21 protein-coding genes are annotated in these 22,433 nt (G+C 47.2%); 18 read left to right on the plus strand and 3 right to left on the minus strand.

All coding sequences use genetic code 11. The features are described from left to right. Positions 1-36: 36 nt before the first annotated feature. From NQS30_RS02885 to NQS30_RS02905, 4 genes are all read left to right on the plus strand, one after another. On the plus strand, positions 37-1,248 hold the full coding sequence (locus NQS30_RS02885) for a pyridoxal-phosphate-dependent aminotransferase family protein (protein ID WP_371136943.1): 1,212 nt from the start codon (positions 37-39) through the stop codon (positions 1,246-1,248). A gap of 121 nt (positions 1,249-1,369) precedes the next feature. Further along, a complete protein-coding gene (locus NQS30_RS02890; protein ID WP_052827813.1) occupies positions 1,370-2,566 on the plus strand; it encodes an MFS transporter in 1,197 nt (398 codons plus the stop codon). Positions 2,567-2,622: 56 nt separating this feature from the next. Then, the gene (locus NQS30_RS02895; protein ID WP_124692746.1) at positions 2,623-3,756 is read left to right on the plus strand and encodes a hypothetical protein; all 1,134 of its coding nucleotides are present in this window, start codon (positions 2,623-2,625) and stop codon (positions 3,754-3,756) included. A 440-nt stretch (positions 3,757-4,196) separates the two neighbouring features. Then, positions 4,197-5,327 carry a Rap family tetratricopeptide repeat protein gene (locus NQS30_RS02905; RefSeq protein WP_099567065.1) on the plus strand — a complete coding sequence of 377 codons (1,131 nt, stop codon included), beginning with the start codon at positions 4,197-4,199 and terminating at the stop codon, positions 5,325-5,327. Positions 5,328-5,779: 452 nt separating this feature from the next. On the opposite strand, the gene NQS30_RS02910 is transcribed toward NQS30_RS02905, so the two are convergent. Beyond that, positions 5,780-7,375, minus strand: a complete 1,596-nt coding sequence (locus tag NQS30_RS02910; protein ID WP_218791355.1) for a PucR family transcriptional regulator — start codon at positions 7,373-7,375, stop codon at positions 5,780-5,782. 179 nt (positions 7,376-7,554) lie between these two features. Between NQS30_RS02910 and NQS30_RS02915 the strand changes: the two genes are divergently transcribed. From NQS30_RS02915 to yunB, 6 genes are all read left to right on the plus strand, one after another. After that, positions 7,555-8,919: an allantoinase gene (locus NQS30_RS02915; RefSeq protein ID WP_218791354.1), complete on the plus strand. Its 1,365-nt coding sequence runs from the start codon at positions 7,555-7,557 to the stop codon at positions 8,917-8,919. Positions 8,920-8,991: 72 nt separating this feature from the next. Continuing rightward, complete coding sequence (locus NQS30_RS02920; RefSeq protein WP_015240516.1) at positions 8,992-9,345, plus strand: YunG family protein; 354 nt, start codon at positions 8,992-8,994, stop codon at positions 9,343-9,345. 26 nt (positions 9,346-9,371) lie between these two features. Then, on the plus strand, positions 9,372-10,223 hold the full coding sequence (locus NQS30_RS02925) for a DUF72 domain-containing protein (protein WP_014305754.1): 852 nt from the start codon (positions 9,372-9,374) through the stop codon (positions 10,221-10,223). Positions 10,224-10,242: 19 nt separating this feature from the next. After that, complete coding sequence (locus tag NQS30_RS02930; RefSeq protein ID WP_007613562.1) at positions 10,243-11,064, plus strand: sulfite exporter TauE/SafE family protein; 822 nt, start codon at positions 10,243-10,245, stop codon at positions 11,062-11,064. A 17-nt stretch (positions 11,065-11,081) separates the two neighbouring features. Continuing rightward, positions 11,082-12,476: a bifunctional metallophosphatase/5'-nucleotidase gene (locus NQS30_RS02935; RefSeq protein ID WP_064107700.1), complete on the plus strand. Its 1,395-nt coding sequence runs from the start codon at positions 11,082-11,084 to the stop codon at positions 12,474-12,476. A gap of 126 nt (positions 12,477-12,602) precedes the next feature. Next, the gene (gene yunB, locus NQS30_RS02940) at positions 12,603-13,361 is read left to right on the plus strand and encodes a sporulation protein YunB (protein ID WP_014418800.1); all 759 of its coding nucleotides are present in this window, start codon (positions 12,603-12,605) and stop codon (positions 13,359-13,361) included. Positions 13,362-13,398: 37 nt separating this feature from the next. Here yunB and lytH read toward each other — a convergent pair whose 3' ends face one another. Further along, entirely contained in the window at positions 13,399-14,376 is a 978-nt protein-coding gene (gene lytH, locus NQS30_RS02945; RefSeq protein ID WP_160223252.1) for an L-Ala--D-Glu endopeptidase, read from the minus strand. A gap of 202 nt (positions 14,377-14,578) precedes the next feature. Between lytH and lipA the strand changes: the two genes are divergently transcribed. The 4 genes from lipA to NQS30_RS02965 all read left to right on the plus strand — a co-directional run bounded on the left by lipA (position 14,579) and on the right by NQS30_RS02965 (position 17,231). Further along, entirely contained in the window at positions 14,579-15,475 is an 897-nt protein-coding gene (lipA, locus tag NQS30_RS02950; RefSeq protein ID WP_003151923.1) for a lipoyl synthase, read from the plus strand. Between the two features lie 216 nt (positions 15,476-15,691). Further along, positions 15,692-15,967 carry a YutD family protein gene (locus NQS30_RS02955; protein WP_003151928.1) on the plus strand — a complete coding sequence of 92 codons (276 nt, stop codon included), beginning with the start codon at positions 15,692-15,694 and terminating at the stop codon, positions 15,965-15,967. 25 nt (positions 15,968-15,992) lie between these two features. After that, positions 15,993-16,427: a DUF86 domain-containing protein gene (locus NQS30_RS02960; protein ID WP_007408729.1), complete on the plus strand. Its 435-nt coding sequence runs from the start codon at positions 15,993-15,995 to the stop codon at positions 16,425-16,427. Between the two features lie 33 nt (positions 16,428-16,460). Then, positions 16,461-17,231 (plus strand): TIGR01457 family HAD-type hydrolase, encoded by a 771-nt coding sequence (locus tag NQS30_RS02965; RefSeq protein ID WP_007408728.1) that lies wholly within the window; start codon positions 16,461-16,463, stop codon positions 17,229-17,231. A 27-nt stretch (positions 17,232-17,258) separates the two neighbouring features. Here the strand turns inward: NQS30_RS02965 and NQS30_RS02970 are convergent, their stop codons facing one another. Then, the gene (locus tag NQS30_RS02970) at positions 17,259-17,759 is read right to left on the minus strand and encodes a phosphatidylglycerophosphatase A family protein (RefSeq protein ID WP_003151934.1); all 501 of its coding nucleotides are present in this window, start codon (positions 17,757-17,759) and stop codon (positions 17,259-17,261) included. Between the two features lie 154 nt (positions 17,760-17,913). On the opposite strand from NQS30_RS02970, the gene cotNH reads away from it, so the two are divergent. The 4 genes from cotNH (at position 17,914) to thrB (ending at position 22,417) form a co-directional block, all read left to right on the plus strand. Beyond that, positions 17,914-18,930, plus strand: a complete 1,017-nt coding sequence (gene cotNH, locus NQS30_RS02975; RefSeq protein ID WP_020956292.1) for a spore coat-associated protein CotNH — start codon at positions 17,914-17,916, stop codon at positions 18,928-18,930. 201 nt (positions 18,931-19,131) lie between these two features. Further along, positions 19,132-20,433, plus strand: a complete 1,302-nt coding sequence (locus NQS30_RS02980; protein ID WP_003151938.1) for a homoserine dehydrogenase — start codon at positions 19,132-19,134, stop codon at positions 20,431-20,433. Next, positions 20,433-21,491: a threonine synthase gene (thrC, locus tag NQS30_RS02985; protein WP_007408726.1), complete on the plus strand. Its 1,059-nt coding sequence runs from the start codon at positions 20,433-20,435 to the stop codon at positions 21,489-21,491. Before NQS30_RS02980 ends, thrC begins: the two co-directional genes overlap by 1 nt. Beyond that, positions 21,488-22,417, plus strand: a complete 930-nt coding sequence (thrB, locus tag NQS30_RS02990) for a homoserine kinase (protein WP_017419454.1) — start codon at positions 21,488-21,490, stop codon at positions 22,415-22,417. The genes thrC and thrB overlap by 4 nt, the downstream gene beginning before the upstream one ends. The last annotated feature ends 16 nt before the right edge of the window (positions 22,418-22,433 follow it).

The following is a 22,433-nucleotide window of genomic DNA, read 5'->3' on the forward strand; positions in this document are numbered from 1 at the left end:
ACCAGAAAAGAATTGTGCATTCCGCAAAGAACGATTATGACACCGGGACCGACAGAAGCTGAACCGAGGGTGCTGAGGGCGATGGGCGCTCCGATCATCGGCCAGTTTGACCCGGCATTTACCGGCATTATGAACGAAACGATGCAAATGCTCCGTGAATTGTTTCAAACGGAAAACCGCTGGGCCTATCCGATTGACGGCACATCAAGAGCGGGGATTGAGGCTGTTCTCGCAAGTGTGATAGAACCGGGCGACAGCGTGCTCGTTCCGATATACGGACGCTTCGGATACCTGCTGACTGAAATCGCCGAGCGATACGGAGCGGACGTTCATACGATCGAGTGTGAATGGGGAACGGTCTTCCGGCCTGAAGAGATTATCAGCGAGATGAAAAAGATTTCCCCGAAAATCGTCGCTATGGTGCACGGAGAAACATCAACGGGGCGGATTCACCCGCTGAAAGAAATCGGGGAAGCGTGCCGCGCCCAAGACGCACTCTTTATCGTGGATGCCGTGGCCACGATCGGAGGCTGCGCCGTAAAAACGGATGAGTGGAAGATTGACGCAGTCATCGGGGGAACGCAAAAATGCCTATCGGTCCCTTCCGGAATGGCTCCGATTACTTATAATGACCGGACGGCCGCTGTCATTGCCGCGCGTAAAAAGGTAGAACGGGGCATTGCGACGGCGGCTGACGGCAACATGCTGTCCGGTCATCGCCCGATTACGAGCAACTATTTTGATCTGAGCCAGCTCGAAGATTATTGGAGTGAAAGAAGGCTGAATCACCATACAGAAGCGACAGCAATGCTTTATGCGCTGCGGGAGGGTGTGCGCCTTGTCCTGGAAGAAGGACTTGAAGAACGGTTCCGCCGGCATCGGCGTCACGAAAAAGCGCTTACGGCGGGACTTGCAGCGATGGGCCTTGATTTATTCGGTGATCCGGAGGCGAAGCTGCCTGTCGTCACATGTGTGAAGATTCCGCCGGAAGCAGACGGCGAATCGATCAGAAGGATGCTTTTGTCTCAATTCGGAATTGAAATCGCCAGCTCGTTCGGTCCGCTGCAGGGGGAAATTTGGCGAATCGGAACGATGGGCTACAGCTGCAGAAAGGAAAATGTGCTGTTTGTGCTGGCCGGACTTGAAGCGGTTCTGATCAGACACGGTGTTGCCGTTAAAGCCGGGGAAGCGCTGCAGGCGGCCCTTAACATATATGATCTGCCGGCTGAAACCGGTGTGCTGTCATGAGACTTGAAAACGAGATTGAAATCATCTGGACTTTTTTCCCTTTTCCCCGTTATACTGAATGGTATAAAAAATGACAAATATGGAATGATCATCTGTTTGTCTGGGGAGAAGGTAAGAAATCATGGCGTACATGGGCCGATTGTCAATTTTAATGCTGAATATGTTTATTGCGATGCTTGGAATCGGATTGATTATTCCGATTATGCCCGCATATATTACCGAATTCGGAGCGACGGGGAGCACGATGGGTCTGCTTGTTGCGGCGGCGGGGCTTACACAGCTTTTATTTGCGCCTATTGCCGGGGAAATAACCGACAAATACGGACGGCGGAAACTGATTATTTTCGGCATCGCCGCCTTTGCCGTGTCACAATTGATCTTCGCTTTTGCCGGAAGCCTGTGGCAATTGTTCGCATCCCGCCTTTTGGGCGGAATGGGCGCGGCGTTTTTAATGCCGTCAATGTTCGCTTACATAGCGGATATTACGACCGAAGAAGAACGCGGGAAAGGAATGGGGCTGTTCAGCGCGGCGATGACGCTCGGTGTCGTCATCGGGCCAGGTGTCGGAGGCTATTTGGTTCATTACGGCATGTCTGTGCCGTTCATCGTGTCTGCAAGTCTCGCCTGCTTTTCAACGGTGCTTTCATTTTTCTTTCTGCCTGAAACGCTGGGACGTGAAAAGCAGCTGGAAGCCCGGGCAAAAACGGAAAAACGTGAGCATCTGTTTAAGCAAATGTCACGCGCGCTCAAATCGCCGTTCGCGTTTATGCTGATTCTGGTTTTTGTGCTGAACTTCGGAATTATGAACTTTGAATCCGTTTTCGGCCTTTACGTTGACCATAAACACGGATTTAAAGCCTCTGATATTGCCTTTATTATTACGGCCGCGGGTCTCATCGGCGTGTTTGTGCAGGCGGTCGGCGTCAGTTATCTCGTCCGCAGGTTCGGGGAAAAGCGCGTCATTAACGTGACGTTGATCGGGGCTGCTGCAGGACTTGTGTGGTGCCGGTTTGCGGGTTCATATTGGGCCGTTTTTGCCGCGGCAATCTTTTTCCTGACGCTGACATCGCTGCTCCGGCCGGCCGTTAACACGATGCTGTCGAAGCTCGCCGGTGACCAGCAGGGATTTGCCGGAGGGATGAACACCTCATTCATCAGCTTAGCGAATATCGCCGGACCGTCAGCCGCCGGTTTTCTCTTTGACGTAAATATAGAATTTCCGTATATGCTGGGAGCGGCCATTCTCACCATCAGTTTTCTGGCCGCGCTTGGCTGGGGCAAAAAGACACAGACCCGGCCGTTCACGCAGCAAGGATAGAATCAAAAGCCTCCGGGTATCCGGAGGCTTTTTGCTATCTCATAGGGAGGAAAAAAATGAGTAGACTTAAGACCCTGTTTATTTTCATTTGCATACTGATAGTCACAACCTCTTGCGGTCTCATCCAAACTGGGAATGAAAAAGAGGAAAGAAGCAGCAATAAAAAGACTGTATTAAAGGATATTGACAATGCAAAATTTATTGTTGGTTTTTCTAACACTTTAGATAGGGGAAGTGAGATTGGGGTTTACGGTGAAGATGGTGCTAAAATGGATAGCTTGGAATTGAAAGATGGTATAAATTTCACGATGTCTTCATATAACAAAAACGATACGTTCTTCTCATCAAATAGAAGCAATAATCACTTGATGATAGACAATAAAACCGGAAAAATAAACAAAATAAATGAAAAGAGTTTGTCAAAAACAACTGAGGATGAAGGTGCTTTCTTTATAAATAGTTCTGACGGTTATATCATCCATGACATTAACGTTGGATATACAGACAAAGGGCTGGAAAGTGAACTGGTATATTGGAAGGGAAACAGCCGAAAAAACAAGAAACAAATAAAGCTTGACGGAGAACTTGGATCAGCAATCGTCGCTAAAAATAAAATTTATGTCATTTCAAGTGATGAAGAAAGTATGTCCATCCTTTCAATTAACCCAGAGACAAATAAGCAAGAGAACAAGGCATCCATACCGAATAAAGGGATATACTTCATGGATGAAAAGGATGCATTCCAAGCTCTAGATGAAAATACATTTGTACTGGCAGTTAATGATAACGTGAATGAGAAAGAGAATTCTAAGCTCATATTAATAGACAGAGAGACTCTTAAGGTAAAAAAAGAAGTCGAGATGGAGAAAGGGTTTCATCCTGCAAAATTGAAAATATTAAAAGATAGCATCTTAGCTGTTTCTTTTGCTGGGAAGCTGCAGATGTTTGATAAAAAAATGGGTAAGAAAAACTCTTTCAATTTTTATGCGGGGAATGATAACAAATTAATGAATGATGTTCAATTCACTGACAGAGAGATGTATGTTTTACTCAAAAACTTTGATATCCAGCGCGATAAGAAGCTTGGAGACATGACGTCTTATGATTTGAAATCAGGCAAAAAGCTAAAAACAATCCCGCTAAAAGCAAACAAAGAGTGGGAAATTGCACGTTTTGAAATTTTAAAATAAGTTGAGGTGATTAGATCAGCTCCAGTTATATCTGCATATATTATACTCAGCATTACCGGGAGATTCCAGCATGGTTCAGGTTACCCTGTAAAGGGCATTAAGATAAGCGAAGGGATGGATTGACATAAATAGTATCAGGTACATATTGTATTTTGTGATTTCTTTCGTTTTACAACTTCTCTGGTTCTTCTTAGTAAAAGAAAATTCTAATGCAACTATACTAGACATATTGATAATGTCTCTATTATTCACATTATTTATGTTCATCTTAGATAAATTTCTCAAAAAAAAGCAGGCTGCATAGGGCCTGCTTTTTTTGTTGTAGACTTAAAACTTAAAACTAAGATTTATGATCAAGCCGAATGAAATTTTGCGGTTTTATTGCGGATATACATAATTTTGGAAATGTTAGAATATTATATAAAAGGAGGAGTGGCCTTGTGAGTTCTGTTTTACCATCATCGGAGGTTGGCGTTAAGATTAATGAATGGTACAAAATGATACGTCAGTTCAGTGTTCCGGATGCGGAGATTTTGAAAGCGGAAGTGGAACAAGAAATAAATGAGATGGAAGAAGACGAATATCTACTGATTTACTACACCCTCATGAAATTCCGCCATCAGCTCATGCTGGATTATTTAGAACCGGTGACTACCCGTGTGAGACCGACAATTGACGAGCTGTTGGAAAAAATCGAAGCATCAAATAAAGGAATTTCCGGCCTGCTGTGCTATTATTCTTTATTTTTCCGCGGCATGTATGAATTTGATCAAAAGCAGTATGTAAAGGCGATCGGCTTTTATAGAGAGGCTGAAAAACAACTCGTTCATGTGCATGATGAAATTGAGAGAGCGGAGTTTCATTTTAAACTGGCTGAAGCATATTACGGTATGAAACAAAGCCACGTCTCTATGCATCACGTAAAGCAAGCGCTCGATATTTACGATCAGTATGAGTTGTATAAGGTCCGGAAAATTCAATGTCTATTTGTCGTATCAGGGAACTATGTAGACTTTAAACGTTATGAAAAAAGCTTGCCGCATTTAGAAAAAGCTTTAGAGTTGTCGAAACAAGTAAACAATAATGAAAGGCTGCTCAGTTCTGCTTATTACAACATAGGAAAGAATTACGGAGACTTAGAAGAATACAGTAAAGCTGAAATCTACTTAAAAAAAGCAGCGGAGATATCTGAAAAGTATAAATTGGGTAACCTTCCACATTCCTTGTTTACATACGCAAAGCTTCTATTTAAACAAGGGAAAACAAGCGAGGCGATTCAAATCAGCAAAAAGGGACTTTCATCAGCGATATTTCAAGGAGATAAGCTGTTTGAATCTCTGCAAAAATATTTGGAGGCTTTATATATTAATGCAATAGACCAAATAGGAATCAAAAAAACAATTGATTACCTTGAGAAACATAAAAACTATTCGTATGTAGAAGATATTGCTCTTGATACGGCTGCTGTTTATGCAGAGTCAAAGCAATATGACAAATCTTATTTTTATCATCAAAAAATGATTCAAACGCAAAAACAAATTCAGAGGGGAGAATGCCTGTATGAATTTTAGAAAAGGCGTATTTATCATTGTGTCGGCTGTCGTTTTAATGTCAGGGGTCGGTCTAGCAACATCGGCTGTTTCATTTGATGGATCATATCAAGTTTCGTCTGATCGTAATCAAACCTAAGAAGGAGAATGCCTGTATGAATTTTAAAAAAAGCATCTTCATTATTTTGGGTCTGTCGTTATCTTTAGTATGCGGATTGGGTGTGAACACAGTGGAAAAAACACATGATACCTTTCAAACTGCTTCGGATCGTTTTCAGACTTGAACAGCAAAAGCCTTTTCTTCGGGAAAGGCTTTTTTAGTTTAGATTAGAGTCTGCTGAAAATCATAACTAACGGCTGATGATGTCAATGGAAGCAGATGTTGATGGCAGCATTTTTTGAGAATTAAGCTGAATCAATCCCCCTTAAATAGGATGCGGGAGAACACCCGCATCCCTGTCTCTAACGATTCCTTAACCGATCAGCCGCTGCATTCTCAGCGCGAGCCGCAGGCGCATCGTCGTCTCCGGATCTTTTAAGCTTTTGCCGAGCAGTTCCTCGCATTTTTCTAAACGATAGATCACCGTATTTCGATGGACGTACAGGCGCTTAGCCGTTTCTGAAATCTGGCAGTGGGTCTCCAGATAAACAGACAGCGTATGAAGCAGGCTCTGGTCCTCCTTTTGCCGGTCGGCCAGGCTTTGGAGGGTGGCTTCGTAAAACTTCTTCACATCTTCCGCCGGAAGCAGGCGGAGCAGCTCCGGCACGTCTTTGGCATGATAGATTTGAATAAACTCCGCGCTTCTGGACAAATGCCCGGATGAAATGGCGTCTGAAGCTTCAGTAAAAGCGTCAGGGACGTCGATCAGCTTTTGGCATATGTTTGAGATGCCGAAGGAGACAGTCCGTTTAAACTGCGTCCGGACCTGCTTTTGAAACTGCTCCAAAAAGCTGATGACAGACGCGTGCATTTCATTCCAGCTGTCTGTCGCTTCAATTAAAAGAATACCGACATTTCCTTTAATAAAGAGATGAGGGGGAAACGGGAAGGATGACAGCTCCCCTTCAAGCAGATCAAATACATGATCGGAAACGAGCTGATTTTCGGTAAAGCTGATCGTTTTCTCATTTCGGTCAAGCTTTCCGCAAATGCACATGTATTTCTGATCCCAGCGGAGCCGGAATTCTTTGGCGCGGCTTTTGATTTCTTCATGGCCGGTAAACGAGCGGTCGATGAAATTACTGAAAAATTCATTGCGTGCCCGTCTGCTGAATTGTTTGACGGCATTTTCTTTCAGCAGTTCAAAGGAAATGACGTTAGCCGCCTGTTCAATAGTCAAAATCACGCCTTTATCAGCGGTCTGCACCAGCTCCGGTATCACCAGATAACCGCAGTTTTTTTCAACATTCAGAATCGGCAGGACAGAATACGCCTTTCTGTCGGACAGCATGGAAAAGCAGGTGAAATAAGGCCCGGAAAGGGAATAACAGATGTTTTTCAATAAAGACGTGTCAATGGGTATGCGGTGGGACGATGATAAGAGTTTTGTATGCTGATCCAAAAGCAGCACGGGAAGCCGGAGAATGTCTGAGAGCTTCTTAAGCAGGGATTGCAGCCCTTTGCCGCTCATGATGTGGTTTGTGAATTTTTTATGGGCGTAAATGGCCTGCTGGAGCTCATTTGAACGCATATCAAGAATATGGCTCAGTGTGGCGTTGACGATATCTCCGAGCCTGATGTCTTCCGGCAGCTCAATAATCGGAAATTCATACCGGTCGGCAAGCTCCGCGGCATCTTTCGGAATGACATTAAGGTAACGCTTCGTTTTGATCCCCAGTCCCGCGCAGCCCCGTTTTGCCATGAGGCGGATCAAATCTTTCAACAGCTGAGGGCGGTCCTTCAAGTGGTAAGCCGTGGTGACGAGCAATTCGTTTTTATGTAAAAAATCAGCGATGTCCGGCGCATCCATCATGTTGACGTGCTGCACCTCCCTCCAGCCGCCGGATTTGCCTGCGATTAATGCGGCCCGCTCATAAGCGGGAATCTTCATCACGTCATAAATGTTCATCAGTCAGTCTCCTTTCAGGTTCTAAAGACAACCATTGGTTAATATGAATAAAAATCATCAAAAATTATAGCGGTTTTGCTGATGTATTACGATCATAGTAGCAGTAAACTGGCAATCATAGACGCATGTTGTGATAAAAACTGACAGAAAATCGTCATCCTTACAGGGAGGAAGATAAAATGGCCTATGACGTAATTGTAAAGGGTGCGAAAGCTGTACGAAAAGGCGGAACAGAGCGGGCTGATATCGCCGTCAAGGACGGGAAAATCGCCTTGATCGGACCCGGCATTGACGAAAACGCGGAACAAGTGGTGCAGGCGGACGGCATGTATGTGTTTCCGGGCGCGGTCGATTGTCACGTCCATTTCAATGAACCCGGCCGAGAAGAATGGGAAGGCATTGAAACCGGCTCAAACATGCTGGCTGCCGGCGGCTGTACGGCTTATTTTGATATGCCGCTTAACTGCATCCCTTCGACGGTAACTGCTGAAAACCTGCTGGCAAAGGCGGAAATCGCCGAACGGAAGTCAGCGGTTGATTTTGCGCTTTGGGGCGGTTTGATGCCCGGATATACCGAACATATCCGGCCGATGGCAGAAGCGGGGGCAATCGGGTTTAAAGCGTTTCTGTCTAAATCGGGAACGGATGAATTTCAATCAGCCGATGAACGGACTCTTTTAAAGGGAATGAAGGAAATCGCGGCGTGCGGCAAGATTTTGGCCCTGCACGCAGAAAGCGACGCCCTCACCCGATTCCTTGAAGCCGAGTACGCGCTCCAAGGGAAAATTGATGCCCGCGCTTACGCTTCCTCACGTCCGGAAGAAGCCGAATGCGAGGCTGTGCAGCGGGCGATTGAATATGCAAGAGCGACGGGATGCGCGCTTCATTTTGTACATATCAGCACGAAACGGGCCGTGCTCTCCATTCAGCAGGCGAAAAAAGACGGATTGGATGTCACCGTTGAAACGTGTCCGCACTACGTATTATTCAGCTTTGAAGACTTCCTCAAAAAAGGGGCGGCCGCCAAATGCGCTCCGCCGCTCCGCTCAGAGGCTGATAAAGAGGAATTGATCGGAGTTTTGGCTGAGGGCCTGATTGATATGGTGTCTTCGGATCATTCTCCCTGTCATCCGTCTTTGAAACGCGAGGATAATATGTTTCTGTCGTGGGGCGGGATCAGCGGAGGCCAATTTACGCTTCTCGGCATGATTCAATTAGCGATCGATCATGGGATTCCGTTTGAACATGTGGCCCGATGGACGGCCGAAGCACCTGCCAAGCGCTTCGGTTTAACGAATAAAGGACGGCTTGAAGAGGGATTTGACGCTGATTTTGCCATCGTCCGGCCGGAACCTTTTACTGTCACAAAAGAAACGATGTTTTCCAAACATAAGCAAAGCCTGTATGAAGGCTACACCTTTCCATACCAAATTGCTGCGACCTACAGCAAGGGACGCTGTGTGTATCAGGATGGCGGCCGTAAGCAGAGCGGGGCTTTCGGAACATTCCTGAAGCCTTCTGAAATAAAAGAGCCGATTCTCTGATGAGAATCGGCTTTTTTTGTCGTTTGGAAAGCGGGTCTCGTGGTATCTTTTTATAAAAAGGAGTAAAACACATTGTATGATCAAATCTTGAACATATTAACGGCATCCTGGTCGCGCAAGACTAGTACAAAATGGACGGAAGATTGCCCGGCCAAAGGCCAGTGCGGCGTGACGGCTTTAGTCATCCAAGATGTTTACGGCGGTGACATTCTCAAAACAAAAACCGGCGCAAGCTGGCATTTTTATAACCGGATAGACGGGGAGATATATGATTTCACGAGCGGTCAGTTTTCAGAGCCGATCGTCTATCAGCACATTCTTTCATCCAGGGATGAGGCATTTTCGGACACCAATGAACATCAGTACCGGTTCCTGAAAAGTGCATTCAGAAAAAACATGGAAACAGAAAGAGAAAAACACCTGTGATAAACTAGAGTGAGAGGTGAAGGATTGTGATTTATATCGGACTGACGGGGTGGGGGGATCATGACAGCATCTATCCGCCTAAAACAGCGGGCCCGCAAAAACTGCAGGCGTATTCCTCCCATTTTCCCATCGTTGAGCTGGACGCGAGCTTTTACGCGATACAGCCCGCCCGCAATAATGAAAGATGGGTCAAAGAGACGCCGGAATCTTTTCAATTTGTCATTAAGGCATATCAAGGAATGACGGGCCATCAGCGCGGCGATATTCCCTTTGAATCGAAGGAAGAAATGTTTGAGGCGTTTAAGCTGTCATTATCGCCGTATATAGAGCATGGAAAGCTTGCCATGGTGCTGTTCCAATTCCCGCCGTGGTTTGACTGCAAGAAAGAAAACGTCGCATATTTAAGATGGTGCAGGCAGCAGATGGGCGATATCCCGTGCGCGCTTGAATTCCGCAACCGGTCTTGGTTTTCACCGCCATTTTATGAACAGACGCTTTCCTTTATGAAGGAGGAAGGCTGGATTCACAGCATATGTGACGAGCCGCAAATCGGCGAGGGCAGCATTCCGACCGTCCTGAAAGCAACGGATGAAGAAAAAACGCTTGTCCGTTTTCACGGGCGGAACAAGCAGGGCTGGATCAAACCAGACGGCGGACAAAACTGGCGTGAGGTCAGATATTTATACCGCTATAACAAACAGGAGCTCAAAGATTGGAAAAACAATCTTCAGGAGCTGAAAAAACAGTCGCGCAATCTGTATGTGCTCTTCAACAATAACTCAGGCGGAGACGCCGCCGATAACGGGCTTGAGATGCTTGAAATGTTAAATATCTCATATACCGGGCTTGCTCCGAAGCAGCTCGACCTATTCAGCTAGAAAAGAGGTTTCAAGACACATGTCTTATCTTATTTTGATCATATTAGGATTTATCGCGGGAACGGTCGGCAGCCTGATCGGGCTTGGGGGAGGAATTATCATCGTGCCGGCAATGCTCTATTTAAGCACGATGACTCCGTTTTTCCATGACGTAACACCGCAGACTGCCATCGGCACGTCCCTTTTGGTGATTATTTTTACGGGCCTGTCATCAACTCTGGCCTATATGAAATATAAAACCGTTGACTATAAAAGCGGACTGATCTTTTTTATCGGTTCCGGCCCGGGAAGCATCATCGGCGCGTATTTGTCTAAACTTTTTAATGCGCATACGTTTTCCGTCTGGTTCGGGCTTTTTATGATTTTGATTTCCATTACATTAATGCTGAAGGCGAAAGCAAAACCGGTCAATAAAGCGCATAAAGGCATGATCCGGACATATGAGGATGAATCGGGTGAGCTTTATACATATTCGTACCGTATTTTCACCGGTATCGTGATTGCCTTTTTCGTCGGTTTATTGGGCGGTCTTTTCGGCATTGGCGGCGGCTCTCTTATGGTTCCGGCCATGATGCTGTTATTTTTGTTCCCGCCGAAAGTGGCTGTGGCGACGTCAATGCTCATTATTTTCTTATCCTCCGTGACGGGTTCCGTGTCACATATCGCAGAGGGCCATGTCAATTGGCTGTATGCGCTGTGCCTCGTTCCGGGCGCGTGGTTCGGCGGCAAAATGGGCGCGTGGGTTAATAAGCGGGTGCAGACGAAAACGATCGTGCTTTTCATGCGGGTCGTCTTGATTTTGATCGGCTGTGAATTGATTTATCAAGGGATATTCAGCTAAAAGGTAGGAGAGATGGTATGTTAGAGAAGCTCCGTTTATATCATACGAATGATTTGCACAGCCATTTCGAAAATTGGCCGAAAATCGTACATTATATTGAGCAGAAGAGAAATGAACATGAAAAAGACGGGGAGGAAACACTCGTATTCGACATCGGCGATCATATGGACCGATTCCAAATGATAACTGAAGCGACCTTCGGCAAAGCGAATGTCGACTTGTTAAACCGGCTTGAGATCGATGCGGCTGCCGTCGGGAATAATGAAGGAATTACGCTGCCTCACGATGAGCTGGCGGATTTATATACCCATGCCGCGTTTCCCGTCATTGTGTCTAACCTGTTTGACGCGGACGGACAGCGGCCGGAATGGGCCGAGCCCTACGTGATCAAAACGCTGAAAAACGGGATGACCGCCGGCATACTCGGCGTCACGGTGCCGTATTATCCCGTCTATCAAAAACTCGGCTGGACGGTGACGGATGCGGAAAAAAGCATTCAAGAATCACTTGACGATATCAAGGGCAAAGCGGATATCATCATTCTGCTTTCTCATTTAGGCCTGATCGATGACCGGGCCGCAGCGGAAAAATTTCCCGATATCGATGTCATTCTTGAATCACATACGCACCACCTTCTTGAGGACGGACAAGACATAAACGGCGTATTGCTTGCATGTGCGGAGAAATACGGGAACTATGTCGGCTGTGTCGAGCTGACGATAGAAAGTGAATCACGAACCATTGTCAGCAAACAGGCGTCTGTACAGAAAATGGCTGATTGGCAAGGGGAATCTGAGGATACGGCGGCTTTTCTGAAAGAGAAAGAACGGGAAGCGGAAAACCTGCTCTCCGAACAAGTCGCCAACCTGAAGGAAGAAGCCGGCGTGAAGTGGTTTGAGGAATCGCCCCTCCCGCTTCTATTAGCCGAAGCGCTGAAAAGCTGGTGCGGCTGTGAAGTCAGCATGGTGAATTCAGGCGTTATTTTGGGGCCTTTACAGAAGGGGCCTGTCACAAAGCTTGACCTGCACCGTATCTGCCCTCATCCGATCAATCCGGTGGCCGTTCGTCTTTCAGGCAGGGAACTCCAGGAAACAATCAGCCAGGCCGCCTCGGAACAAATGGAGCAGCTGCGGATAAAAGGCCTCGGCTTCCGCGGGGAAGTGATGGGCAGGATGGTATATGCCGGAGCGGAGGCAGAGGCCGGCATTCTTGAAGACGGTGTGACGCATCTCCTCAATGTGAAAGTGAACGGAGAAGAGATTGATCCGGAGCGGATATACTCGGTTGCCGTTCTCGATATGTTTACACTCGGAAAGCTGTTCCCTTACATCCGCGATTCAAAAGAAAAGCAATACTTTATGCCGGAGTTTTTAAGGGATCTGCTCGCCTGGAAGCTCGCGCGGCAGCCGTAATGTCAGATATCCGCCGGCCGTTCCATTACATCCGAGTGAAGGTAAGCGGGACTTTTTAAGAGTGAAAATAAAATACTATGTCCCCTCTTACAAGCATACATTGTGATATGTAAGGGGGGATTTTTCTTGCCTAGATACCGGAGCGCTCTTCGCAAGAGAGGGCCTTTGCCTTTTCGATATGTGCTTCTTCTGTCGTTTGCTTTTTTTATCATATCGACGGTCATCAGCCTTTGGATGATCAACTCCTCAATCAAACCGGTGCTGATGAACATAGGAGAAATGGAAACCAAACGGGTGGCGACAGAGGTCATTACGGAATCCATTGAAGAATACATGTCTCACAGCGACAATGTGAAAGATATGGTCGATATGAAAACGGATGAAAACGGAAAAGTCACAACGATGGATTTTAATACACAAATGGTCAACAGTATGAAGGCGAAAGTGACAAAGCAGCTTCAGGCTCATCTGAAGGAAGCGGAGTCGAACAATAAGCAGCATGAAACAGAAAAAGGCGCGAAAACGGCCGATGAAATTATGATCGATATTCCCTTAGGGCAGGTCACGGGAAACAGCATTCTCGGAAATCTGGGGCCGAAAATCCCCGTGCGCTTTAACCTGATCGGTGATGCGTTAACTGATGTGAAAACAAAAATAAAGCCGTACGGCATTAACAATGCCCTGATCGATATCAGTATTTTTGTGGAAATAAAAGTGAAGGTCATTATTCCGTTTGCCAGTAAGACATCAGTCGTGACAAATAATATTCCGGTCTCCATTAAAGCGATTCAAGGAGAGGTGCCGCAGTTTTATAACGGAAGCGGCGGGTCAGGTGTGACGCCTTCCGTCCAGCTGCCGAATGAAAAACAGAAGAAAGATAAATAAAAACACACAGCCGCAATCTTTCCTGGCGGCTGTGTGTTTACTTTTTCCCGCGGATTTCTTTACGTTCCCATGCCCTTAAATGAGGATACGGATCAAAAGACCATTCCGATCTGCCGTTATCTTTATACATCCCGTAGTGAAGATGCGGCGGAAATTTTCCCGCGGTGCCCGGCGGTCCGTATCCGGAACTGCCGACAGAGCCGATCACCTCTCCGGGTTTGACGATCCGGCCTTTATGCATACCTTTTGCAAAGCCGTTCAGGTGAGCGAAGTAGTGATACGTGTTATTGATATCCCTGATGCCGATTCTCCAGCCGCCGAAACGGTTCCAGCCCTTCATTTCAACAATACCGTAGCAGGTCGATCTGACGGGAAGCCCGTAATGAGCGAACAGATCCGTTCCTTCGTGAATCCGGCGCCCGCCGAAACCCCGGGCGGCGCCCCATGTGCTGCGGTAGCTGTAATCCGTCTTCACGGGAAGCGGAAAGGCGTGCTCTCCGAGATCAAGGCGGCCGAACGTTTTAAACAGTGTCATGAATTCGGTGATAATGCCGACCGTCTGATCACGGCGGTAATAATTCCAGAGGCCGATGCGGATATGGTCAAGATCCGTTCCGAATCCCGCTAAATACTGAGCAAATGTATAAAGGATATCCTCATCATTGCTGACCTCGGCTTTTCCGTCGCCGTCGCCGTCCAGGCCGATCCCGTCAAATACTTTAATGCTGAGAGGCGCATCGTCCTTAGGATTTGGATTTTCAGGGCCGCTCCACAAATGATCCGGAATATAAATGCTGATGATTCCTGCTTTTTCCGGCAGATCCTTTCGGTTCGAGCGGACATTTTCTTCATATTGATCAACCGCCGCAAGCACATACCAAGGAATCTGCGTGACTGCTTCGGCTTTGCGGTACAACTGCATCCGTTCGCCGTAAACAGGAGCCGATTGTTCTTTCCCGCTTGCAGCCGGACAGAAAACTGAAAAAAGGAGAAGAGCAGATAACAGAACTTTCACAACATGATCTCCTTTCAGGATTGAATACAAATAGTTTGCGGCAACAATCCGAGAAAATGTAAGTAATTCTCTTCCCTTGTCGAGAAATTTTTCCTATGTTAAAGTGACTATTGAATAGAAATCCGCAAGTTTTATATCCATCGTGAAATAGAAATTTTTCGCACACGAACATGAATAAAGGGATAATGGAGATGATGGGGAAATGGCAAAGAAAGACGAGCATCTGAGAAAGCCGGAATGGCTCAAAATAAAGCTGAACACGAATGAAAACTATACGGGTCTGAAAAAATTAATGCGTGAAAATAATCTGCATACCGTATGTGAAGAAGCAAAATGCCCGAACATCCATGAATGCTGGGCTGTCAGACGTACGGCGACGTTCATGATTCTCGGTTCCGTCTGTACGAGAGCATGCCGCTTCTGCGCTGTAAAAACGGGACTGCCGACTGAGCTGGATCTGCAGGAACCGGAACGCGTAGCTGATTCCGTCGCGCTGATGAATTTAAAACACGCCGTCATCACGGCCGTAGCGCGTGATGATCAGAAAGACGGCGGAGCAGGCGTCTTTGCGGAAACGGTCCGGGCGATCCGCAGAAAAAGCCCGTTCACGACAATTGAAGTGCTGCCATCCGATATGGGCGGAAATTACGACAACCTGAAAACATTAATGGATACCCGTCCTGATATTCTGAACCACAACATTGAAACCGTCCGCCGCCTGACACCGAGAGTCCGGGCCCGCGCAACATATGACCGTTCTTTGGAATTCTTGCGCCGTGCGAAAGAAATGCAGCCTGACATCCCGACGAAATCAAGCATTATGATCGGTCTCGGCGAAACGAAGGAAGAAATTATTGAAGTGATGGACGACCTGCTTGCGAACAATGTCGACATCATGGCGATCGGCCAATACCTGCAGCCGTCGAAAAAACATTTAAAAGTCCAAAAATATTATCATCCGGACGAATTTGCCGAACTGAAAGAAATCGCGATGCAAAAAGGCTTCAGCCACTGTGAAGCAGGCCCGCTTGTCCGTTCTTCCTACCATGCGGATGAACAAGTGAACGAAGCGTCTAAAAAACGCCAGGCCCAAGCATAAGATAAGCCGAAAAAACCCAAAACGCCGCAGGTTTTGGGTTTTTTGTGATGGAGCCGTTTTTGCAGGGAAAAATCATTCTTGAATAAGGATCGTCTGAACCGCTACACTGGATATAAAGAGGAAAAATTCTCCGTCCGTCCGAACCGTCTCATTTTGCAATTGATGGACAGAAGTCAATGAATTATGATAGTAAAGAGTGATAAAAGAGGTGAAGACATGATTCTTATTCAAAATGCCGAGTTTGAACTCGTACACGATTTTAAAAACGGCTTTAATGAAGAAGCGTTCAAAGCCCGCTATTCAGACATATTAAATAAATATGATTACATTGTGGGAGACTGGGGATACAGTCAGCTGCGGCTCAAAGGCTTCTTTGATGACCAGAATCAAAAAGCAACCTTTGAAACGAAAATCAGCACATTGGACGAATACATTTACGAATACTGCAATTTCGGCTGCGCGTATTTTGTTTTAAAACGAATCAGAAAATAATTGATGCAGAAGGGGATGCTGTCACGTGTATTTTGTTGACAGAAATAATATCGAACAAACACTCCGTTTTTTTGAGACCCAGCTGGCGCTGTTTGACAGCACGCCTGCATGGGAGAGCGAGATCGAAAAAAGGGCGCTTGAGCGGATCAGCCATCTTATGATCGAATGCATTCTCGATGTCGGAAATGATATGATTGACGGCTTTATCATGCGCGATCCGGGCAGTTATGACGACATCATGGATATTCTGACGGATGAAAAGGTGGTAGCTGAGGATGAAGGAAATAAGCTGAAGCAACTGATCTCTTCCAGAAAGCAGCTTGTCCAGGAATATCAGCACGCCGATTATCAAGAGCTGTTTACGCTGATCACGTCAAACAGAGATGTGCTGAAAGCCTTTCCGGCCCGTGTAAGAACCTATCTGGAAACAGAATTAGGGCCTGTTTCCGCATTTAAATAACAACGAGTGAGAAAATCCACAGGAGTGTTGAGTATGAAGGATTATAAAGGATATTTGATAGATTTGGACGGCACAATGTACAACGGGACGGAAAAAATCGAAGAAGCGTGTGAATTCGTGAGAACGCTTAAAGCGCGCGGCATTCCGTATTTATTCGTGACGAACAATTCTTCCCGGACGCCGAAGCAGGTGGCGGACAAGCTGATGAGCTTTGACATTCCGGCATCTGAAGAGCAGGTCTTCACGACGAGCATGGCGACTGCGCAGCATATCGCCCAGGAGAAAAAAGACGCGTCGGTGTATGTGATCGGCGAAGAAGGCATCCGTCAGGCCATTGAAGAAAACGGGCTGAGCTTCGGAGAAGAAAACGCGGACTTTGTCGTTGTGGGAATCGACCGCGGCATTACATATGAAAAGTTGGCAACGGGATGTCTTGCGATCAGAAACGGCGCCCGGTTCATTTCAACAAACGGCGACGTCGCCATTCCGACTGAAAGAGGGCTTTTACCAGGGAACGGTTCGCTCACATCCGTTTTGACGGTGTCAACGGGCGTTGAGCCTGTCTTTATCGGCAAGCCTGAATCCATTATTATGGAACAGGCGATGCGTGTGCTCGGAACGGATATTTCCGAAACACTCATGGTCGGCGATAACTATGCAACGGATATTATGGCCGGCATCAATGCGGGCATGGATACGCTGCTGGTTCATACCGGAGTGACAAAGCGTGAGCATATGGCAGATTACGGCCAGAAGCCGACATATGCGATTGACTCTTTAACCGAATGGATTGAACATCTATAAAAAAAGGGACGGCCATGACGGCCGTCCTTATTCTGTATTTCTGGCGCTGTGAGCAAGCCGGCTTGAAGCCGCTGCTGCGATTGCGCCGACGATATCATCAAGAAACGTATGGCATTCGCCCGTAGATTTATCATTTAACCGCCCGAGAATACCGGGTTTTTCTTTGTCAATGTAGCCGTAATTCGTAAAGCCGATTGAGCCGTATATATTCACGATAGAGAAGGCGAGCACCTCGTCAACCCCATACAGGCTTTCATCAATCGCCAGAATGGTCTGAAGCGGTTCAGACAGCTTTTTTTGTTCGGCGAGCACATCTAATTCTATTCCTGTTAAAATGGCGTTTTGCACCTCGCGTTTTGCGATGACACGGTCCACATTGAGCCTGCATACTTCCATCGTCAAATCAGGATGATATTTTTTTTGAAGGAAATACACCAGCTCGGCAATATCGTCCGTCTCAACCCCCCGTTCTTTTAAACGCGCCCTGGCGACAGCTTCCACCTGATTCAGTTGTTCCTTTTCTGACATTTGCTTCACCCAATCTTTTTTTACTAGTTTATACAACACTCTTCCGATGTGTACGATGTTTCTCCACTTGATTCAAAGGATTACAATATGTATTCATAATTCCGCCGGCGTATGACTACGATGTGAATAGCTCTAATTTTTCAGGCAGGTGATTATGATGAAAAGCATCATTAAAGAAAAGTACGGCATCCACGTCAGACAGCTTTCCGTTTATCAGAAATACCAATGCTTCCAGACGCCTAATTCCTTCTTTCTTATAATTCCCGTTTCCGGGTTTTCGCAATCAGAGCTGACGGAGCTTTACTACATGAGTCAGTATTTACAAGAACAAAGTGACCCATACGTTTCAGTGTTTATCTTTACGAAGGAAGGAGAACTGACCTTTGAGGACGAAGGCAAAACGTATGCGCTCTTAAAAGCGCCGATTCCCGTCTCAAACCGGTCGTTTTCCGTCGGAGGGGAGCTTGCCGAATTTCACAGAAAAGGGCGGGGTTTTCCGTACGAAGTGAAAGAAGCGGGCAGGATCGGCCAATGGAAGGACTTATGGGGAAAACGGGTGGATCAGCTGGAATCATTCTGGATGCAAAAAATTCATATGTCTCCGCTTGAACCGTTCGAAAAGAAAATGATCGAAGCATTTCCTTATTATTCAGGCTTAGCGGAAAACGCCATTCAATATTTAGTGGATACGGAGCTGGATGACAATCCCGGCGCAGAAGACTCGGGGACAATCTGCCATCAGCGGATGGAACGGGATACCTGGTCGGAGGAATCATTGATCCGCATTCCGGGCGATTGGGTATTCGACCATGCCGCCCGTGATATTGCGGAATATATGCGCAGCACATATTTGTATCATCGTGACGACCTGCTCAAAGATGGGTTTTTGTTTCTGCAGGAATATGAGCAAGTTACGCCGTTATCCTCCTTTTCCAAACGCCTGTTTTACAGCCGCCTGCTGTTTCCGCTCCATTTCTTCGAGACGGTGGAGAGCTATTACATTTCTCATGATTCTGAAAAACAGTATTACGAAGAGCAGCTTGACTACATTCTTGCCGACTGCACCCGCTATGAACAGTTTTTACAGACATGTCACAACATGATGAATGTCAGGTCGGCGCAGGTTTTTGTCCCGCCTGTGGCGTGGCTCGGGAAAGGAATCAGTTCGTAAGAAAATATGACGTAAAAATATTTAGAAAATAGGGAATCTTGTCATATCAGTGTGTTAAGCGTTTTCATAGCCGTAGAAACAATATTCAGCCGCTTGTCAAAACAAATGCGGGCTTATATAATATTTGTAACTTAAATGTCTGTGAAGGGTTAACAATTGTCCTTTTCTAGTGGACAAAAGGAAGAAAGGTGGAGTTTCTCTTTGGAAGCGATTCGTATTGGACTGTTAGGACTGGGAACCGTGGGAAGCGGAGTCGTCAAAATTATACAAGATCATCAGGATAAGCTTATGCACCAGGTCGGCTGTCCGGTGACGATCAAAAAAGTGCTAGTTAAAGATATTGATAAAAAACGAGACGCAGATCTGCCGAAAGAAGTGCTGACGACAGAGGTCTATGATGTGATCGATGACCCTGAAGTCGACGTGATTATTGAAGTCATCGGCGGTGTCGAACAGACGAAGCAATATCTTCTTGATGCCTTGAAAGCGAAAAAACATGTTGTGACCGCAAATAAAGATCTGATCGCCGTATACGGGTCAGAGCTTTTAGCCGCCGCAAAGGAAAATGGCTGTGACTTGTATTATGAAGCGAGTGTCGCCGGCGGAATCCCGATTTTACGCACGCTCGAAGAAGGCCTTTCCTCTGACCGGATCACAAAAATGATGGGAATCGTCAACGGAACGACAAACTTCATCTTAACGAAAATGATTAAAGAAAAAAGCCCGTATGAAGAAGTGCTGAAGGAAGCGCAGGATCTCGGATTCGCGGAAGCGGACCCGACCGCCGATGTAGAAGGGCTCGATGCCGCGCGCAAGATGGCGATTTTAGCCCGTCTCGGCTTCTCTATGAATGTCGATCTGGACGATGTCAAAGTAAAAGGAATTTCCCGGATAACGGATGAAGACATCAGCTTCAGCAAACGGCTCGGCTATACGATGAAGCTGATCGGCATCGCCCAGCGTGATGACAATAAAATCGAAGTCAGCGTTCAGCCGACACTGCTACCGGATCATCATCCGCTCTCTGCGGTGCATAACGAGTTTAATGCCGTTTACGTGTACGGAGAAGCCGTCGGCGAAACGATGTTTTACGGCCCCGGAGCCGGAAGCATGCCGACTGCGACATCGGTCGTTTCCGATCTGGTCGCGGTCATGAAAAACATGCGTCTCGGCGTAAACGGAAACAGCTTTGTCGCCCCGCAGTTTGAAAGAAATCTGAAGCAGCCGTCTGATATCTATGCCCAGCAGTTTTTAAGAATTCACGTCAAAGACCAGGTCGGCTCTTTTTCAAAAATCACATCGGCCTTCTCAGAGCGCGGCGTCAGCTTTGAAAAAATTCTGCAGCTGCCGATCAAAGGCCATGACGACCTCGCGGAAATCGTCATCGTCACGCATCATACATCGGAAGAAGATTTCAGTGACATTCTGCAAAACTTAAATGACCTCGAAGTCGTACAAGAAGTAAAAAGCACATATCGCGTAGAAGGGAACGGTTGGAGCTAATGTGGAAAGGACTCATCCATCAATATAAAGAATTTCTGCCGGTGACGGATCAGACGCCGGCCCTGACATTGCATGAAGGCAACACGCCGCTGATTCACCTGCCGAAACTTTCCGAAAAGCTCGGAATTGAACTGCATGTGAAAACAGAGGGCGTTAATCCGACGGGATCCTTTAAAGACCGCGGCATGGTCATGGCGGTCGCCAAAGCGAAAGAAGAAGGCAATGATACCATCATGTGCGCCTCTACAGGGAACACATCCGCGGCAGCTGCGGCATACGCGGCGAGAGCCGGCATGAAATGCATCGTCATCATCCCGGACGGAAAAATCGCCTTCGGAAAACTTGCGCAGGCCGTCATGTACGGTGCGGAAATCATCGCGATTGACGGAAACTTTGACGACGCGCTGGCCATCGTCCGGTCGATTTGCGAAAAATCACCGATTGCATTAGTGAATTCAGTAAACCCTTACCGGATTGAAGGGCAAAAAACAGCGGCCTTTGAAGTATGCGAACAGCTCGGCGAAGCGCCGGACATTCTGGCGATCCCGGTAGGAAACGCCGGGAATATCACAGCCTACTGGAAAGGGTTCAAAGAATACCATGAGAAAAACGGCACCGGACTTCCGAAGATGCGCGGTTTTGAGGCGGAAGGTTCTGCGGCTATCGTCCGCGGCGAAGTCATTAAAAATCCAGAGACCGTTGCGACGGCAATCCGAATCGGGAATCCTGCCAGCTGGGACAAAGCGGTGCTCGCTGCGGAAGAATCAGCCGGAAAAATTGATGAAGTCACAGATGAAGACATTCTTCACGCTTATCAGCTGATTGCCCGTGAAGAAGGCGTGTTTGCCGAACCGGGCTCCTGTGCATCCATCGCCGGCGTTTTGAAACAGGTAAAATCCGGTGAAATTCCAAAAGGCAGCAAGGTTGTCGCAGTTTTGACCGGAAACGGCCTGAAAGATCCGAACACGGCTGTAGACGTATCTGACATAAAACCGATTACGCTGCCGACAGATGAGGACAGTATCCTGGAATACTTAAATGGAGCGGCGCGTGTATGAATGAGGCGGAGATGCTGTTTTCCATTACGGTTCCGGGAAGCACCGCCAACTTAGGGCCTGGGTTTGATTCCATCGGGATGGCGCTCAGCAGGTACTTGAAGCTTTCGGTTTTCCGAAACGATGAATGGCAGTTCTCGGCGGAAACCGAAACTGTCGCGGGCATCCCTCAAGGAACGGACAACCTCATCTATCAAGTCGCCAAACGGACGGCTGACCGCTATCAGAAAGAGCTGCCGCCCGCCCATGTCAAAGTATGGAGTGACATCCCCCTTGCGCGGGGTCTCGGAAGCAGCGCGGCCGCTATCGTCGCCGCCATTGAGCTTGCGGATGAGTTATGCGGCCTGCAGCTGTCTGAAAGCGACAAGCTGCACTTAGCCAGTCTTGAAGAGGGACACCCTGATAATGCCGCTGCTTCTCTTGCAGGAGGGCTTGTGATCGGCCTTCACGAAGAAGATGAAACACATATCGTGCGTGTTGCCGAAGCGGATATCGACGTTGTGGCAGTGATTCCGTTTTACGAAGTTCTGACCAGGGACGCAAGAGACGTGCTCCCGAAAGAGCTGCCTTACCGGCACGCCGTTAAAGCAAGCGCCGTCAGCAACCTTCTCGTTGCTGCGATCATGTCAAATGACTGGGCGCTCGCCGGGAAAATGATGAGAAAAGACATGCTGCATCAGCCGTACCGCGCCATGCTTGTTCCTGAGCTTTCAAAGGTGGAACATGCGGCCGAAATGAAAGGCGCCTACGGGACGGCGCTGAGCGGAGCGGGACCGACGATTCTTGTCCTGATTGAAAAAGGAAAGGGAGAAGAGCTGAGAAAGCAGCTTTCTGAGCATTTCCCCCACTGTGAGATTGCGGCGCTTACCGTCCCGTCAGAAGGAAGCGTAATTGAACGGAATCCTTTAGAGCAGGTGAAAAGTGTATAATGATAAAAAAGCGTTC

Source organism: Bacillus sp. B1(2022), from assembly GCF_040259625.1.
In the GTDB taxonomy this organism is placed as follows: domain Bacteria; phylum Bacillota; class Bacilli; order Bacillales; family Bacillaceae; genus Bacillus; species Bacillus velezensis.

Bases quoted from the DNA above. Each gene is read 5' to 3' on its own strand.
- NQS30_RS02970 (WP_003151934.1), bottom strand. From the start codon at position 17,759: ATGTCAGAAAAGGAACAACTGAATCAGGTGGAAGCTGTCGCCAGGGCG.
- thrB (WP_017419454.1), top strand. From the start codon at position 21,488: ATGAATGAGGCGGAGATGCTGTTTTCCATTACGGTTCCGGGAAGCACC.
- NQS30_RS02955 (WP_003151928.1), top strand. From the start codon at position 15,692: ATGATTCTTATTCAAAATGCCGAGTTTGAACTCGTACACGATTTTAAA.
- NQS30_RS02885 (WP_371136943.1), top strand. From the start codon at position 37: ATGACACCGGGACCGACAGAAGCTGAACCGAGGGTGCTGAGGGCGATG.
- lipA (WP_003151923.1), top strand. From the start codon at position 14,579: ATGGCAAAGAAAGACGAGCATCTGAGAAAGCCGGAATGGCTCAAAATA.
- NQS30_RS02930 (WP_007613562.1), top strand. From the start codon at position 10,243: ATGTCTTATCTTATTTTGATCATATTAGGATTTATCGCGGGAACGGTC.
- NQS30_RS02935 (WP_064107700.1), top strand. From the start codon at position 11,082: ATGTTAGAGAAGCTCCGTTTATATCATACGAATGATTTGCACAGCCAT.
- NQS30_RS02895 (WP_124692746.1), top strand. From the start codon at position 2,623: ATGAGTAGACTTAAGACCCTGTTTATTTTCATTTGCATACTGATAGTC.
- cotNH (WP_020956292.1), top strand. From the start codon at position 17,914: ATGATGAAAAGCATCATTAAAGAAAAGTACGGCATCCACGTCAGACAG.
- NQS30_RS02915 (WP_218791354.1), top strand. From the start codon at position 7,555: ATGGCCTATGACGTAATTGTAAAGGGTGCGAAAGCTGTACGAAAAGGC.
- thrC (WP_007408726.1), top strand. From the start codon at position 20,433: ATGTGGAAAGGACTCATCCATCAATATAAAGAATTTCTGCCGGTGACG.
- NQS30_RS02965 (WP_007408728.1), top strand. From the start codon at position 16,461: ATGAAGGATTATAAAGGATATTTGATAGATTTGGACGGCACAATGTAC.
- NQS30_RS02890 (WP_052827813.1), top strand. From the start codon at position 1,370: ATGGCGTACATGGGCCGATTGTCAATTTTAATGCTGAATATGTTTATT.
- NQS30_RS02910 (WP_218791355.1), bottom strand. From the start codon at position 7,375: ATGAACATTTATGACGTGATGAAGATTCCCGCTTATGAGCGGGCCGCA.